Here is a 17,197-nt window from a genome sequence, read left to right on the forward strand (position 1 = left end):
CTTCATTCTTTCATTTTTTCATTTTTTCATTCTTTCATTTTTTCATTTTTTCATTCTTCCCGTTTCTATCTAGCTCTCATATTATTAATCATTCCCCACATTTCATCAGCTGTTGATATTCCTCTTGAGCTTAATTCAAACGCTCTTTGCGTTAGTATCATATCTGAAAACTCTGTAGCTATATCTACATTAGAACCTTCTAGTGCACCTTGATATATATCAAAGTTATTAGTTCTCTGAACCTGAACTCCAGTAGCTGGGCTAAATAAATTATCTCCAACTGAAATAAAAGCTCTATCACCTACTGCTGAATATATTGGAATTTCAGCAACCTGAGTAAAATTTCCACCATCTTTTATATATATTTGTCCTTTTTTATCAACTAAAAAGTTATTTTTATTAAAAACAACATTATTTTCAGAGTATCCATTTAAATATTTTAATTCTACTTTATTACCTCTTTTATCAACTAACTTCCCACTACCATCTATTGCAAAAGAACCGTCCCTTGTATATAATTCATTTCCATCTGAAGTAGTTATTTTAAAATAACCTTGCCCATCTATTGATAAATCGGTGCTTAACATAGTCTCTTGCAGAGAACCTTGAGTATTATCCCTATACCATTCTGAAGTTTTTGTACCAGTTCCTATAACAGAATCTTTATCATTAATAGGATTTCCAGCTCTATCTAAAGACTCAGATAAAAGATCCTTAAATCCTACTTCAATCTTTTTATATCCCATGGTATTAGAATTTGCAATATTATTTGATATAGCATCTAATTTATCTTGATTAGCATTCATACCAGTCTTTGCTGTCCATATAGTTCTTAACATAGATCCTTCCTCCTATTACCTAACTGATCCTATTTCATTTGCGGCTTTTCCTAAAGTTTCATCAATGGTCTGCACAATTTTTTGATTAGTTTCAAAACTTCTCATTGTTGTAATCATATTTACCATCTCATTACTAATACTTACATTAGAACTTTCTAAAGCCCCTTGTGCAATATATACTTCAGCATTAAAAATAGGATTGTCTCCACGATAAGAGTTATCCCCTATTTTTTCTATTGAACTATAATCTTGAAAATCCGCTGTTGCTATTGTATAAGTGGCTACATCACCAACAAAAAGATTATTATTTTTATCAAGAAGAATATTATCTGCTCCCACAAATATAGGTTCTAGGCTTCCGGTATTTTTATTTATTCCTAATACTCTATCACCATTTGTAGTCATTAAATACCCATTGTTCCCTACTTTGAAGTTCCCATCTCTAGTATAAATAACTTCACTCCCATTATTCCCTTGTCTTTCTATAGCAAAAAAACCTCTTCCATCAATAGCAAAATCTGTCTTCTTATCAGTATTCTTTAATACACCTTGAGTAAATGTAGTTTCTACTGTATCAATCTCAGAACCTAAACTAATAGCTCCTAATTTTTGAGTTACATTTCTTCCATTCACTATCTTATCTTTATTTTGTAACATAACCTCATCAAAGCTCTTCACTGATAAATTATCACCTTTAAAACCTGTAGTATTTGCATTAGTCATATTATTAGTTATAGTATTTTGTCTATTTTCTAAAGTTACTAAACCTGATACAGCAGTATATAAACTCCTAATCACTTATATCATCCTCTCCAAATAATGCTTTACATTCATCGTTATAATGCATCCCAAGACCTCTTGCTTTTTCTTCTATTTTATCGTTTGATAATTGAATATTATAACTATAGCTAAACATAATTATAGTACTTATAACCAATCCAATTCCTATTCCTAAAAGTATTTTTCTATCTGCCAGGAAGTTAAATAAATTGATTATTTTCTCAATAAACTTTTTATTAATAAGATCTCCCCCTTACCAATAGATAGTTTTTTACATATTTCATCATCTGATAAACCTTTATCTAAAAGTTTTTTAACCTTCTTTTGTTTTTCACTTTGTGTTGCGTCTTCTTTAGAACCCTCTATTTTATTTGAAAAATTTATACTAGATATAACATCTTCTTTTACATTTATTTGGTTTCCGTTAAAATCATTTATACAATTCTTATTATCGACTTCAATATAGCTTTTCTTTAGGGAATTTACTGATAATCTTAAATCTTCAATTTCTCTTTGAAGCTCTAACACAGTTTCAGCCATATCCTTCCTTATCGTAATAATTTCAACATCGTAATCTCTGCTATTATTATTTTCTTCCCGCTCTAGTGTTTTTTCAAAAGATTTATCCTCTTTTTTTATGGCTCTAAAATTCAATAATATTAATAAAATTCCTAATATAAAAATAAATATAGGAAGCATTCTCATCCCTCTTTTTACTACATATAATGATTTCTTTGCATAATTTCTCTTAAATTTCTTATAGCTCTACTATGTAATTGACATACTCTTGACTCTGATACTTCTAAAACTTGTCCAATTTCTTTTAAGGTGAATCTTTCATAATAATATAACTTTAATATTAATTTGTCTTTTTCCTTTAGCTTTTCTATAGCTCCTGATAAAATTTCAATTTGTTCCTTATACTCTAATGATTCTTCAGGAGAAATTAGAGCCTTATCTTCTATAGTTTCTATTATAGTTACATCATCATCATCAGAGTAAATTACTGATTCTAAAGAAATTATGGACATATAATTAATATAATTTTCTACTTTGGATACTTCGGATTCTGTTACATTTAAATCTATAGCAATTTCTCTTAGAGATGGTTCTCTCATAAATGTATTTTGCAACCTCTCAACTGATTCATTGTACTTAGCTAACTTATCCATAGCGCCCTTAGATATTGGTCTATTTTTTCTTATTTCATCTATCATAGCTCCCTTTATTCTTAGAGTTGCATAGGATGAAAATTTCATTCCTTTAGACGAATCATATCTATTGATTGCATCTAAAAGCCCAACAACCCCGTAACTGACTAGATCTTCATATTCTATATACTTAGTTTTACCTAGCAGTATTCTTGAGGCTAAATATTTAACTAATGGTATGTACTTTTCAACTATTTTTTCCTTATGAATTACAGGGCTTTCACATTCCATTTACTATACCTCCTAAACTAGTTCCCTTTGCTTACGCATTATTTTAAAAACAGTTTTTATTATTTTTTCTCTAGTTGAATTATCTATATCATCAAAATTTATTCCATAAATATATTTTCTATCTTCAGTCTTTTCAATTCTTACAACTCTGCCCTTAACAGATATTTTTTCACTATCATATGTTAAATTAGAAATAATAGTATCATTAACCGATAACTCTTCCTTAACTTTGATTTTCATTCCCCCACCACTTAGATCTAAAAGCAAAGCATTCTCACAGTTATCTTTTCCTTTAATGTCTATTTCTAAATCTGTTTCCTTTAAATAACTAATAATTTGTACTATATTTACTCTGACATAATCTCTTCTTTGAACTCTTTTAATATCATAAGGCTTATTTAATCTATAAAAAGGTATTTTTTTTTCTATATATCTTCCTAATACCTTGGTTTTATATGTAAATAAATTACCCTTTTTATCATAAAAAATTTGCTCTATTTCATCCCCTTTACTTAAAGTTAAGTAAATTCCGTCATAAACAGGAATAGTAATTAAAATTTCCTTCTCATTAATATCCTGAATATTTGATTTATACATACTTTCTTCCCATAAAATAGTAACCCTAGAGTTAATTGTTATATTTAAATCCACCATATTTACCCCCTAAGAAAAAATACTAAATATCCTTTTAAACAATCCTTGAGCTCCACTCCCATCAACTTTTTGATTATTTCCTAATATTTTCATGGTTATTTCTTCAATACATTTTGATGCATCTGAATAAGGGTAACCTAAAATAAAAGGCAATTGATTTCTAACTGACATAGTAATTTTTCTATCATCAAAAATATATCCTAAATAATTTATATCTAGAGATAGGTATTTCTCAACTACACTTCTCAATTTAAAGAAAGTCCTCTCTCCCTCTTTTTTTTCTAAAACTTTATTGACTACAATACTAGCTTTACTCTTTATTTTAAAATGATTCACTGCTTTTAGAAGGCTATATCCATCTGTTAAAGAAGTGGGCTCTGGAGTTGTTACTAAAATAACTTCATCAGAACATGCAATAAAGGCTAATACACTTCTGCTTATTCCTGCACCTGTGTCAATAAATATATAATCAAAACCTTCAAGCATTTCAATTTTTTTTAAAAATAAATCCCTTTGATTTTGCTGTAAATCTTCTATATTATTAAGTCCACTTCCTCCTGGAAGTAATTTAACTCCTTCTGGTCCATCTACGATAATATCGTCTATTTCAAGACTTCCGTTAATTAAATCCAATACACTATTCTTTGGATATATCCCCATCAATACATCATCGTTACCCATGCCTATGTCAGCATCAAATATCAAAACCTTTTTTCCCTTTTTAACCAAATTAATTGCTATGTTAACTACAAAATTACTTTTTCCTACCCCACCTTTACCAGATGTAATAGTTATAATTTTACTCTTTTTACTTCCAAAATCTCCTCTATTAGCTAGCATCCTTAAACTTTCTGCTTGATCTAACATATACTATCCTCCCCAAGGATTAGTTTACATAACTCTTCTTTAGATGGAGTTTTTATATCGTCTGGAACATTTTGCCCAGTTGATATAAATGCTATATCTTTCTTTGATTTTTTTATAATATTGTAGATACATCCATAAGAATTTGTTTCATCTAACTTGGTAATTATTATATTTTCATAATTTATTTCCCCATACCCATTTAAGATTGTCTCTATATCTTTATTTTTAGTAGTTCCACTTATTACCAAGGAAATATTATCTGCATCTATTTTCTGAATAAACGCTCTTAATTCTGATATTTGCATTGTATTTTTACTACTTCTACCTGTAGTATCAATTAATATCACTTCACAAGCATGTAGTTCTTTAATAGCCTGTTCCATTTCCTTTAAAGTAATTACTACTTTAAAAGGAATATTCATAATTTCTGCATAGGTTTTTAATTGTTCTACTGCACCTATTCTATATGTATCTATAGTTATTAATCCGACCTTCTTTTTTTCAATTAAAGAAAGTCTTCCTGCAAGTTTTGCTATAGTTGTGGTCTTTCCTACCCCTGTTGGACCAATTAATGCTATCTTTCCACTTAAATTCTTATCATAAACATTAATATCCTTATATATTTGTTTATAGAAATCGTCTTTAAAATCTTCTATTTTATCATAAGAGTCAAAATCTAATCCATCTATTAAAAATTTATCTACATCTATTTCATTTAAATAATTCTCTACTAAATTATCTTCTTTTTCTTTGTTAGTATTTTTAATAACCTTATTTAATAAATCTTTGATTTCCCTTACTTCTTCATTTAAATTATCTTTAGGTTCCTTAGACTTATTATCATCCTTTTCCATAATGTTCTTTATATCATTTAGAGAAGATTTGAAGTCATCAATATCATTATCTTTATTAATGCTAATACTTTTATTTTTTCTTTCTAATTTAGTATTTTCTAATGCAGCTGTTACTTCAATCAGCTTTGGCTTAAAATAACCCATAAATCCAGAATCTCTTATTTTTCTTTGACTAATTATTATAGCGTCCTTTCCAAGTTCATATCTAATTCTAGTCAACGCCTCATTCATATTTTTTACAACATACTTCTTTATAACCATTATAGTGATATTACTCCTTCTGTCCTTATTTCTACATCATTAGGAATTTCATTTAATGATATTACCATAACATGTTGGAATACCATTTCTATTAGCTTTCTAAATACTGGTCTTATATTTGGAGATACTAGTATTATAGGTTGATTATTATAGAAATAAACTCTATCTAACGTATCTCTTACACAATTAAATATCTTAGTAGTTGTATCTGGATCTACTGCTGGGAATGAACCTTGTATTGATTTTTGTGTATTTGTAGCTACTATTTCTTCAATTTGTGATGATAAAGTAACTACTGTTATTCTTCTATCTTCATCTACAATTTGATTGCATATCGTTCTAGCAAGTGAAAATCTCACATATTCTGTCAGTAATTCTAAATCCTTTGTCAACCTTGAATTGTCTGCTAGTGATTCAAGAATAGTAACCATATCTTTTATAGGAACCTTTTCCCTTAATAAATTTTGTAATACTTTTTGAAGCTCACCTATTGTAATAAGATCAGGAATTAATTCCTCTACAACAGCACTATACTTTTCCTTAGTATTTTCAACTATTAACTGAACCTCTTGCCTTCCTAATAATTCATAGGAATGTGCTTTTATTGTTTCAGTTAAATGAGTTACCATAACTGTAGTTGGATCTACAACTGTTAGTCCTTTAATTTCAGCTTCTTCCCTTTGATCTTTATTTATCCATACTGCTGGTAGGTTAAATGTAGGCTCAATAGTCCTTATTCCTGCTATTTGTGAATTATCACCAGATGGATCCATACATAGTAACATATTTGCCATAAGCTCCGCTGATGCAATAACAGTTCCTCTTATCTTTATTACATATTCATTTGTTTTTAATTGAAGATTATCCCTAATTCTAATAGGTTGAACAACTATCCCCATTTCAATTGCACATTGCCTTCTGACAGAAGCAATTCTTTGTAGTAAATCTCCACCTGTAGATTCGTCTGCTAATGGTATTAGCCCATAGCCTATCTCTACTTCCATCGGCTCTACAGAAATCAGGCTCATAACATTCTCTGGTTCTTTTCTTTCCATTTCTGTATATTCTTCTTCTTCTCTTGCAATTTCTTGCTCTTGAGTTTTTTGTTCTTCTTTTATTAAAAGATATGTAGCAATACTTCCTGTTACTGCAGCTAATAAAAATGGAAATTTAGGCATACCTGGTATTAAAGCTAAAAAGAACATTACTGCAGATACAATACCTAAAGCAATAGGAAAATTAGTAAGCTGCTTGCTAAATGTCTTACCAAAGTTATCGGCTGAGCCTGATCTAGTTACTAAAATACCTGATGCTGTAGATATTAATAAGGCTGGTATTTGGCTAACTAATCCATCACCAATAGTAAGTTTTACATATAACTCTCCAGCTTGTGCAATGCTCATTCCTCCCATTACCCCAATAATTATACCTGCTATTATATTTATTATAGTTATTATAATTCCAGCTATAGCATCTCCTTTTACGAATTTAGATGCTCCATCCATAGAACCATAAAAATCTGCTTCTGATTGTAAATCTTGTCTTCTTTTTCTTGCAGTTACTTCGTCGATTATGCCAGCATTCAAATCAGCATCTATACTCATTTGTTTACCTGGCATAGCATCTAAAGTAAATCTTGCTGATACTTCTGAAACTCTTCCTGCCCCGTTTGTAATTACGACAAATTGTATAATTATTATAATTAAGAATATTATTATTCCAACAACATAATTTCCGCCTATAACAAATTCTCCAAAAGCTTCAATTATACTTCCTGCATCACCTTCGCTTAATATAAGTCTTGTAGATGATATATTAAGGCCTAGTCTTAATAGTGTAGTTACAAGTAAAAGTGTTGGAAAAACTGATAATTGTAATACATTTGTAGTAAACATAGTTATCATTATGATTACAGCTGAAAGTGTAATATTAAATGCTAATAAAATATCTAATATTAGTGGTGGCAGAGGTATTATTATCATAAGTACAATACCTAATACACCGAAGGCTACTAATACATCTGTATTTTTCTTTAAATCAAACTTATTATTTATAAGCAACCTTATCCCATCCTTTATTATCTAGTACTTCTTTTTTTCTTATCTAATTTATATACCATGGCTAAGACTTCTGCTACCGCTTGATACATATCTTGTGGAATCTCTTTATCAATTTCTACTGATTGATATATCATTCTTGCTAATGGCTTATTTTCTATTATAGGAACTTTAGATTCAATAGCTTTTTCTTTAATCTTAATAGCTATAGCATCTGCTCCCTTAGCTACAAGCATAGGTGCTCCCATCTTTCCTTCCTCATATTTAATAGCAACAGCTAAATGAGTCGGGTTAGTGATTACTACAGTGGCCTCGCCAACTGATTGCATCATCCTTCGTTGTGACATTTCTCTTTGTCTTTGTTTTATCTTAGATTTAATTTGAGGATCTCCCTCCATTTGTTTGTATTCTTCTTTAATTTCTTGTTTACTCATTCTTATCTCTTTTTGGAAAAGTATATATTGAATTACATAATCTAATATAGCCACAACTACTAGTAATACACATATCTTAACAAATATCCCTACCAATAAGGATTTAACTTCTCCACCTAGTGAAGGTAAATAAATATTACTAATTTGCATTATCTTATTAAAATTATCTTTTATATAGTTATAAGCCATGAAAAAAATAATGGATATTAAAATTAAATTTTTCACTAATTCTACTAAAGATTTTTTTGAAAACATATTCTTAAATCCATTAATTGGATTCAACTTTCCGAAAGAAGGTTTTATAGCATCTTTGACAATCAAAAAGCCTGATTGAACTAAACTTGCTGCAACTCCAGCAATCATAATTGGGAGTATTACAGGCATCATAGCCATGGCTGCCCTACTCAATACTAATATACTTATTTTATTTAAACTTTTTTCTGTAATCTCCATAGTTCCCATATCACCCAGGAAATAAATTACCCCATCTCTTAATGTAGATACAATAAAACCACTCAAAACAACTATTACAAGAGTAGTAGCTACCAAAGTTATAGCTAATCCTACATCTTTACTTCTAGGAACTTGACCTTTTTTCCTTGAATCACTTTTCTTCTTGGGCGTTGCTTCTTCTGTCTTTTCATCTGCCCCAATTAAAAATATTAAAGGAACTGTAGATATAATTTTTCTAAATATATCTGGTAAATAACTAATGTTATTTACAAATAGCTTAATTATGATTGGTAAAGATACTGAAATTGCTATAATTCCAATTAACATCTTTACTGGCATTCCTAATATCATTACATTTATTTGAGGTACTGCCCTTGATATCAATCCCATAGAAAAATCTACTAATATTATTATCAATACTATTGGTATTGCTATTTTCAATCCTATTACAAAATAATTTGCGATAATCTCAATCATAGTCGTCATTGTATCTCCATATAGTAACCCATTACCCATAGGTAATATTACAAAATTCTCTATAAGACATTTAATCAACATATGATGACCATCTACTATAAAGAAAATTACTAGTGATATATAATGAAGTAAGTTTCCTGTTATAGTTGTATTTGCTTTACTATTAGGATCAATAGTATTTAACATACTAAGACCTATATTTACATCTATTAAACTTCCTGCCATAAGTAATACTTGAAAAGCTATATTAGAAATCAATCCAAGTATTAGTCCATTTGTAACTTCAAAGAACATATAAATTATCAAATAATAATTGCTAGTTATTTCTCCAATACTTGAATAATCTATTCCTCCTAACAAAGAAAAGGAAAAAATTAAAGAAAACATGGCTTTTAATGTTTTTGGAGTTCCACTTGGAAAAAATACATTAGTTATGGCAAAAAATGAAGTTACTCTTAAAAATATTAAAAATAGTGCCAAAAAGTAGGCTGTATTTATCATACTTTACCTACCTCCCTAAGTAGATATTTTTATAATTAATTCAAATATTCTTTCAGTAAAGCTTACTAATGTATGTAGCATAAAACTCCCTAATAATAATCCTACTGCTGCTATACCAATAAGCTTTGGAACAAATGTTAGTGTCTGTTCCTGGATTTGAGTAGTTGCCTGGAATATACTAATTATTAGTCCAATAACTATGGACACAATTAGTATTGGTCCTGCTACCTTTAAAGCTGTAAATAAAGAATCTTTTACTATTCCCACTACTAAATTCTCACTCATTTTTCAACTTAACCTCCAAAGCTCATAATTAAGGATTTCACCATTAGGTACCATCCATCTACCATAACAAATAGAAGAAGTTTAAATGGCAATGATACCATAGCAGGAGGTACCATAAACATACCCATAGCCATAAGTATACTTGCTACTACCATATCTATTATTAGGAATGGTAGGAAAAGTAAGAAACCTATTTGAAATGCTGTCTTTAATTCACTAATTGCAAAAGCAGGTATTACAACAGTTAGTGGAATATTCTCTTTAGTTATTTCCTGTGCATCCATTTTTGAAGCTTCAATAAACAATTCTAAGTCTTTCTGTCTAGTTTGCCTTAACATAAATTCTCTTATGGGCTTACTCCCAGATGCCATCGCCTCTTCTTGAGTGATTTCATTATTCATAAATGGTTTAAAAGCATTATCATTTATTTCTGAATATACTGGTTGCATTATAAAAATAGTTAAAAATAAAGCAAGTCCAATAAGAATCTGGTTAGGAATTGATTGTTGTGCTCCTAATGCATTTTTTAAAAATGAAAATACTACTATTATCCTTGTAAAAGAGGTCATCATAATTATGATAGATGGTAGTAGAGTTAATATTGTTAATACAATTAATAACTTTATATTATCTACATAATTTTGAGGTGATGTACTTTCTCCGCCTACTGATATGTTAACATCTGGTATATTAATAGGCTCAGCATTTACGCTTGTTCTAATTGTAAATATTAGTCCTATTACTAAAAACATTATGAATAAATATTTATTCTTCTTCATGAAAATCTTCCTTTAAGTTATTTTTCCTCTTAAATCTATTAATTTTTGATTTAAATTCTGATACAGCTTTATAATATTGCTGATTCAATTTTTCTTTTTCTTTAAGTTTATTTTCTTCTATCATTAATATATCTTTATCAGATAATTCCTCTAACTTTTCAATATTACTATTGCATATACCTAGTACATATCCCTTAGTTCCAACTTTAACTACTGTTATAGATGATTCCTTTGATATTTGAGTACTTTCTAAAACTTTAATATACTTACCATTATTCATCTTATTAAGCCTATCTCCACTTAGCTTAAATGTTAGATACATAAGGCCTAAAACAGTAGCTAAAGCAAATATTAATTTAAAAATTAAAACTAATAACTCCATCTCTTAACCGACCTTCTCATTACTGTACTATTATTTCACTTATGTATATATCTTTTAATAGTCCACTAGTAAGCTTTTGATTTATTCTAGAAATTAAATCTCCCTTTAAAACCACTTCATTTGCAGGCTCAAAATCTTTAGCCTTGCAAGATTTTATATAAAAATTAGCTACATCCCTAATAACTATTTTTTTATCTTCGATTTCACTAGCTATATCTTCATTTGCTTTATCATAGCTTACAGACATATTAAGCTTCACATACCTCTTAGAACCTTCATCACTTAAATTCACGAAAATTTCTCCAATTTCAACAAAGCCTTCTTGCATAATTATTGGTGCTGAAGCATTATTCTTACTGAGATAAAAATAAAATCCTCCAAAGGCACCTGCTCCTATAAAAATTAGTAAAATTAAAATAATTAAGATTGGTTTTTTATTTTTTTTATTTTCTGCAGCCATTTTAGTTTTCCTCCTTATCAGCTGTAACTATCAATATATCAACTCTTCTATTCTTAGCCATATCTTCATAAGTATCATTAGATGCTACAGGCTTGAACTCTCCATAACCTATAGCAGAAAATCTTCTAGGATCTTGTCCCATGATTTCAACAAAATATCTTACTACATTAACAGCTCTGTCAGCTGATAATTCCCAATTTGAAGGGAACCTTGAAGTTTTTATAGCTCTATTATCTGTATGTCCCTCTATTAATACAGGGTTATCCATTTTTGAAATTATAGTTGATAATTTTCTTAGTATGTCTTTGCTTTCTTCTCTTAGATCTGAACTTGAAGTTTCAAATAATATATTGTCTCTTAATTGCATTGCAACTCCTCTTTCATCATCTATAATTTCCACTACATCTTGTAAATCATTTTGAACTACAAAACTTTTAATGCTATTATATAATTTTTCTCCTTCAGTTAATTCCTTTCCACCATCAATAGCTTCCTCATTTTCTCCACCTATTAATGGAACTTCACCGTTATATAAATTATATTGCATTATACTATCTCCACTATCTCCACTCATCATAGATGTGAAAGCATTAGATATGCTCTTTGTTTTTTCTGAATCAACAGTAGCCATAGAATATAACAAAACAAAAAAAGTAAGTAGTAAAGTTACAGTATCAGCATAAGTTGCCATCCACTCATCGCCTCTTAAGCCCTCACTTTTATTCTTTTTCTTTCTAGCCATTAAATAATAACTCCTTCACCATTCTCAATGCTGTTATTCAAATATTCTAATTTCTCCTTAGGAGGTAAATATGTTATTAGCTTTTCTTCTACAATTCTTGGATTTACACCTGATTGTATTGCAAGTATTCCTTCTAAAATCATTTCCCTTTCACTAGCTTCCTTAGCGCTCTTTTGCCTTAAATTAGAAGCGATAGGATTACAGAAAATATTAGCTAAAAGTGATCCATAAAATGTAGTTATCAAAGCCTTACCCATACCAGATGCAATATTAGCTACATCTGTTAAATTTGCAAGCATTTGAATTAGTCCAATTAATGTACCAAGCATACCAAATGCAGGTGCATAAGCTCCCCAGGCTGCGTAAATACCTGCTCCCCTTTCATGTCTATTTTCCATTTCTCCAATTTCAAGTTCTAATATTTCCCTTATAGTTTCTGGTTCAATACCATCAACGACCATTTGTAGACCTTTCTTCATAAAAGGATCTTCCATTTCAGAAATATCATCTTCTAAAGATAATAGTCCTTCTCTTCTAGCCTTTTTTGAAAGGTTGCCAAACTTTTCAATTATATCTCTTCCAGATGAACTATTTTCCTTAAAAGCTTGCATAAAAAGCTTTCCCATATTTTTAACTTCATCTAATGAATATGTAATTAATAAAGCTGATAATGACCCTCCAACTGTTATTATTACAGATGCTACGTCCCAAAATATTATAAGACTACTTCCAATTAACATCCCATAAATCATAAGTACTATGCTTAATACCAAACCAATTGAGGTTAATATGTCTGACTTTTTCATATAATATTGCCTCCCATTACAATCTATAAGTAAAAATCTTATTTTTATATTTAATTACTTTTTCTACTACCTCTTCTACACTTTCAAGAACTATATACTTTTTACCATTAGTTAATGTTATCAAGGTTTCAGGAACTTCTTCAATTTTTTCTATATGATCTGCGTTTAAAATAAACTCTTTATTATTCATAGCTATTAAATCTATCATTATCTCTACCCACTTTTTTATAATATTTAAAATAAAGACTATAAGTTATTTAATATTAGGAGCTATCTAAGCAGCTCCTAATTTAAAATAGCATATTATCTTTTTAGATTAATAATATCTTGTAGTATTTCATCGCCAGTTGTAATCATCTTTCCTGCAGCTTGAAATGCCCTACTTGAAACTATCATATCAGTAAATTGTTCTGATAAATCTACATTAGACATTTCAAGCATACCTTGAAGGTTATCCCCATATCCATTAGAGTTATCATCATTCAATGTTCCAACACCACTCTTAATAACTGCATCTCCTGAGTTAACTGAAGAACTATAAAGATTTCCACCAAGTTTCGTTAAGCCTTCAGGATTTTTAAAGCTAGCCATAGCAATTTGTCCAAGTGCAGCTACTCTACCATCTTCCAATACCCCATTGATAATTCCGTTTTTATCTATTGTATATGTCTTAACTCTTAATTCTGTATCTGTTCCAGGTATCTTAACCTTATCTGGAATCTTAAGAGTTTTTAACTCTCCATCATATGACTTTAAATCTTTTGTCCCATCTACAAAGTTGATACTACCATCAGTATTCATACTTTCTACAGGAGTTCCCCCATATGTTTCTTCTGAAACTACTCCTCCAATTTCCATTGGTTTTCCTGTTGCACTTACACCTTGGTCTATTCCTTTTCCTTCTAATGCCCTAGTTAAAGCATCCTGTATATTCTTAGCTGTAATAGCATTTGGAGTAACAAAATCACCATTAATAGTTATAGTTTTGCTTTTTTCATCAACATTAGCTGAAGTTTTAGTTCCAGGAGTTATAGTTCCTAATTGGAATTTGTACCCATTAAGTGCTGCACCAGCATCAAAAGTTATTTCAACTCCTCCAACTATAATCTTTCCTGGTGCTTTATATGAATCCCCACCTTCAATATTATCTGAAGTTAATCCTGTATAAGGTTTAGATGTTCCAGATACTTTTACTTCAGGTGAATTAGCTCCGTGAGCATCAGCTAAAGCTTGATTTATTTTATCTTCTAAATCTCTTGCAGCTAATTTCTTAGTAAAATCACCTATTATAACTAATTTAGGTGGATTTGTTCCTGTTGACTCTGTGTAAGCTACATTTAACCCTGGCTCATTAATATCTGTAATTTCAAATTCTAAATTATTTAATAATATTCCTGGCGGTAGTTCTACAACTAATCCTCCTATATTTAATGGCTTTGGTGAAGATTCAGTAACACCTTCTTGGAATTTAACTTTATTAGTTATTTGTATTGAATCTATCCCTCCGTCAACCTCTAATTGAGTTTTAAGTCCATTTGCCTTTAATGCACTATTTAATTTAGTTTCCAATTCTGCATCAGTAAACTTTGCTGGAGTTGAATTAAAATCTCCATTAATAATTATATTTCCATTTTCAACAACAACTGTTAATGGAGTACCAACTGAACTTTCTCCAATTGATATTGTATAATCATTAAGTTCTCCATTAGCTGGCACAGAAAAAGTAAATCCACCAACAGCTTTAGCCGCACTTCCATCCTTTGCATCTACAATTCTCGCTTCAGCATTTTCTTTACCTGAATCATCTGATGCACCACTTATATTACTAAATGTGGCAGGAGCTCCTGTAACCTTTGCTTCTTGTGTAATTCCAGCCTCTTCAAGCTTACCATTTATCTCATCTTGTAAATCTGATGCATTAAATGTTTTATTTAAGAAATCTGCATTAATAACAATCTTCTTCCTACCTTTTTCTACATTTACTTCTAATGGATCTGCTGATATTTCCCCAATTTCAAAGCTATATCCATTTAAATCGCTACCTTCATTAAGTTGAATAGTAAATCCAGCTATAGATATAGCTTTAGGTGCTAATGCATCTGTACCACCTATAACAGATGATGAAGCTAAACCATCAAAACTTATAGGTTTTCCGCTTACAAATATTTGTTGAGATATACCTGCTGAAGATAATCCTTTATTTATAGCTGATTCCACCTGTGCAGGAGTTAATGCCCCTGTACTAGAAAAATCACCGTTTACTATAATTTGCTTTTCTGATTTATTAACTTCTGCTGATGTTACTGTTCCTGGTCCAATAGCTCCAAGAACAACTTTAAATCCGTTTAATTGAGAGCCAGGCCCAAATCTAAAATCTAATCCTGCTGTACTAACTGCATTGGAAGATTTTCCTGTAGCATCTTGTGCACTATCATCATTAGTTAATGAATATCCCATAACCCTAAATCCATCACCAGTTAATAAATTCCCTTGTTCATCCAGTATAAATGAACCATCTCTACTATACATTATTTCACTTCCAGAATTACTAAGTGATTGTTCTGTAATATTATGCGCCCCTGCTCTATGATTCACTTCTAATACTCCATCATATATTGCAGGACCTTTACTTACCATAAAGAATCCATCCCCATCTATTGCAACATCCAATTGTCTTCCTGTAGGTTGCATCATACCTTGAGTCATAACAGAATCGATACTCGCTAGTTGTACTCCTAATCCAACTTGACTAGCATTAACTCCTCCTTGGTTATTAGATGGTGCCATTGCATCTGAAACATTTTGACTAAGCATATCGCTGAATCTTGCTCTAGATGATTTAAAAGATGTTGTTCCTACATTGGAAATATTATTACCTATAACATCTAATTTTGTTTGATTTACTTTCATACCGCTTATACCGGAATACATTGATCTTAACATTAATTGACCTCCAATCCATTATTTTCTTGTATCTATCATTCAACAAGAATTAAGCCTCCTATATTAGGTCCAGCTTATAAAATTACTACACTATCAATATTTGTATAAATATTATCCTTTGCTCTATCTTTCTCTATAGCTGTAATTACAGTTTTATTCTCAATACTAGCAATTAAAGCTACGTCCTTATAAATCATTACAGAATTTTTCGAACCTTTTTCTTCTGCTATTTTAAAGCCCTTTCCAATTTCCTTCATATCTGCTTCAGTAAAATCTATATCTCTTAGCCTATCTGCAGCATGTTTAGATAAGGTGTACTGATTATTACCTTTTTTAATTTCATCTTTTAATACATCATTAAAATTGATTTTATTATTGGTAGACCTTTCACTTATGCTTTCATTAGGTAATTGAAAATTGCCTATTGGATAAGCCTGTCCATTTACTACTCTAAAGCCCAAAATATCACCTTCTTTAACTATTAAACATCAGTTTGTTCAGGCTTTATTTCTTCTTTGCTATTAGAAGCTTTAATAATCTTATCATAAGTAAATTCTTGTATCTCATCACTATCATGTAATTTAACCCTTACTTTTACTATGCCTTGATCCTTAACTACACCTAGAACTTCACCAGTAATATTTTTATCAGTTGCATCCTTTTGATTTAATTCAATATGTTTGCCTATAAATGATGATGCAACTAGGAATGACATATTTCCATTAATATTATTTATAGCAGGTATTGAGTAATCAGGTACATCTAAGACAGTAAGAACATCCTTTAAATCGAAATCCTTGTAAGTATTTGTTCCATTCTCATTAATCTCTACTGAAATAGTAGTTTTAGATGAATTTGTCGTTACAGATTTTACTATACCTGTATAATTTACTCCTTCGCTATTAACGCTCTTTAAGGTTACTCCCTTTCCTACCATTGAATTATTTGCATACCCACTCATTGTATTATTTAAATTAGTCATTTGCTCCATAGAAGCAAATTGTGCCATTTGAGTAACATATTGAGTTGAATCATTATTACCCATTGGATCCATATTAGATAATTCTGCTGATAATATTGTTAAAAAAGCATTTTTATCCATATCTTCTCCTGATTTTACAATTCGGGTTCCTCTATCAGTTGCTCTAGCTCCAGTATAAGTATTTATTGCATTTGCCATT

At 30.0% G+C, this 17,197-nt stretch carries 20 protein-coding genes and 1 pseudogene; all 21 read right to left on the reverse strand.

Annotated elements, in window-relative coordinates; translation table 11 throughout:
* Nucleotides 1-65: 65 nt before the first annotated feature.
* The gene (locus QK892_RS02430) at nt 66-839 is read right to left on the reverse strand and encodes a flagellar hook-basal body complex protein (RefSeq protein ID WP_317271932.1); all 774 of its coding nucleotides are present in this window, start codon (nt 837-839) and stop codon (nt 66-68) included.
* A gap of 15 nt (nt 840-854) precedes the next feature.
* A complete protein-coding gene (locus QK892_RS02435; protein WP_317271933.1) occupies nt 855-1,637 on the reverse strand; it encodes a flagellar hook-basal body complex protein in 783 nt (260 codons plus the stop codon).
* Nucleotides 1,630-1,776 (reverse strand): hypothetical protein, encoded by a 147-nt coding sequence (locus tag QK892_RS02440; protein WP_317271934.1) that lies wholly within the window; start codon nt 1,774-1,776, stop codon nt 1,630-1,632. The genes QK892_RS02435 and QK892_RS02440 overlap by 8 nt, the downstream gene beginning before the upstream one ends.
* 56 nt (nt 1,777-1,832) lie before the next feature.
* Nucleotides 1,833-2,318: a hypothetical protein gene (locus QK892_RS02445; RefSeq protein ID WP_317271935.1), complete on the reverse strand. Its 486-nt coding sequence runs from the start codon at nt 2,316-2,318 to the stop codon at nt 1,833-1,835.
* Nucleotides 2,319-2,335: 17 nt separating this feature from the next.
* Entirely contained in the window at nt 2,336-3,061 is a 726-nt protein-coding gene (locus tag QK892_RS02450) for a FliA/WhiG family RNA polymerase sigma factor (protein ID WP_317271936.1), read from the reverse strand.
* Between the two features lie 12 nt (nt 3,062-3,073).
* Entirely contained in the window at nt 3,074-3,715 is a 642-nt protein-coding gene (locus tag QK892_RS02455; protein WP_317271937.1) for a flagellar brake protein, read from the reverse strand.
* A 9-nt stretch (nt 3,716-3,724) separates the two neighbouring features.
* Nucleotides 3,725-4,582, reverse strand: coding sequence for a MinD/ParA family protein (locus QK892_RS02460; protein WP_317271938.1), 858 nt, complete (start codon nt 4,580-4,582; stop codon nt 3,725-3,727).
* Nucleotides 4,576-5,697, reverse strand: a complete 1,122-nt coding sequence (gene flhF, locus QK892_RS02465) for a flagellar biosynthesis protein FlhF (RefSeq protein ID WP_317271939.1) — start codon at nt 5,695-5,697, stop codon at nt 4,576-4,578. The genes QK892_RS02460 and flhF overlap by 7 nt, the downstream gene beginning before the upstream one ends.
* Nucleotides 5,697-7,757 carry a flagellar biosynthesis protein FlhA gene (gene flhA / locus QK892_RS02470; RefSeq protein ID WP_317271940.1) on the reverse strand — a complete coding sequence of 687 codons (2,061 nt, stop codon included), beginning with the start codon at nt 7,755-7,757 and terminating at the stop codon, nt 5,697-5,699. The genes flhF and flhA overlap by 1 nt, the downstream gene beginning before the upstream one ends.
* 17 nt (nt 7,758-7,774) lie before the next feature.
* Nucleotides 7,775-9,619 (reverse strand): fused FliR family export protein/FlhB family type III secretion system protein, encoded by a 1,845-nt coding sequence (locus QK892_RS02475; protein ID WP_317271941.1) that lies wholly within the window; start codon nt 9,617-9,619, stop codon nt 7,775-7,777.
* Nucleotides 9,620-9,634: 15 nt separating this feature from the next.
* Nucleotides 9,635-9,904, reverse strand: coding sequence for a flagellar biosynthesis protein FliQ (fliQ, locus tag QK892_RS02480; protein WP_317271942.1), 270 nt, complete (start codon nt 9,902-9,904; stop codon nt 9,635-9,637).
* An 8-nt stretch (nt 9,905-9,912) separates the two neighbouring features.
* Nucleotides 9,913-10,683 (reverse strand): flagellar type III secretion system pore protein FliP, encoded by a 771-nt coding sequence (gene fliP, locus QK892_RS02485; protein WP_317271943.1) that lies wholly within the window; start codon nt 10,681-10,683, stop codon nt 9,913-9,915.
* Nucleotides 10,670-11,065, reverse strand: a complete 396-nt coding sequence (gene fliO, locus QK892_RS02490; protein ID WP_317271944.1) for a flagellar biosynthetic protein FliO — start codon at nt 11,063-11,065, stop codon at nt 10,670-10,672. Before fliO ends, fliP begins: the two co-directional genes overlap by 14 nt.
* Before the next feature lie 19 nt (nt 11,066-11,084).
* A complete protein-coding gene (locus QK892_RS02495; protein WP_317271945.1) occupies nt 11,085-11,525 on the reverse strand; it encodes a flagellar basal body-associated FliL family protein in 441 nt (146 codons plus the stop codon).
* 1 nt (nt 11,526) lies between these two features.
* Nucleotides 11,527-12,267, reverse strand: a complete 741-nt coding sequence (locus QK892_RS02500) for an OmpA/MotB family protein (protein WP_317271946.1) — start codon at nt 12,265-12,267, stop codon at nt 11,527-11,529.
* The gene (locus QK892_RS02505) at nt 12,267-13,073 is read right to left on the reverse strand and encodes a motility protein A (protein WP_317271947.1); all 807 of its coding nucleotides are present in this window, start codon (nt 13,071-13,073) and stop codon (nt 12,267-12,269) included. Before QK892_RS02505 ends, QK892_RS02500 begins: the two co-directional genes overlap by 1 nt.
* A 16-nt stretch (nt 13,074-13,089) precedes the next feature.
* Nucleotides 13,090-13,281, reverse strand: a complete 192-nt coding sequence (locus tag QK892_RS02510) for a flagellar FlbD family protein (protein WP_317271948.1) — start codon at nt 13,279-13,281, stop codon at nt 13,090-13,092.
* 95 nt (nt 13,282-13,376) lie between these two features.
* Nucleotides 13,377-15,530, reverse strand: coding sequence for a flagellar hook-basal body complex protein (locus tag QK892_RS02515; RefSeq protein WP_394854999.1), 2,154 nt, complete (start codon nt 15,528-15,530; stop codon nt 13,377-13,379).
* Nucleotides 15,513-16,016 (reverse strand): annotated as a pseudogene (locus QK892_RS02520) (flagellar hook-basal body complex protein); the annotation flags it as partial. The gene QK892_RS02515 and the pseudogene QK892_RS02520, both read right to left, overlap by 18 nt.
* Before the next feature lie 74 nt (nt 16,017-16,090).
* Complete coding sequence (locus QK892_RS02525) at nt 16,091-16,477, reverse strand: TIGR02530 family flagellar biosynthesis protein (protein WP_317271949.1); 387 nt, start codon at nt 16,475-16,477, stop codon at nt 16,091-16,093.
* 20 nt (nt 16,478-16,497) lie between these two features.
* Nucleotides 16,498-17,196, reverse strand: a complete 699-nt coding sequence (locus QK892_RS02530; RefSeq protein WP_317271950.1) for a flagellar hook capping FlgD N-terminal domain-containing protein — start codon at nt 17,194-17,196, stop codon at nt 16,498-16,500.
* Nucleotide 17,197 lies beyond the last annotated feature (1 nt).

Source organism: Clostridium lamae (assembly GCF_033043255.1).
Classification (GTDB): domain Bacteria; phylum Bacillota; class Clostridia; order Clostridiales; family Clostridiaceae; genus Clostridium; species Clostridium lamae.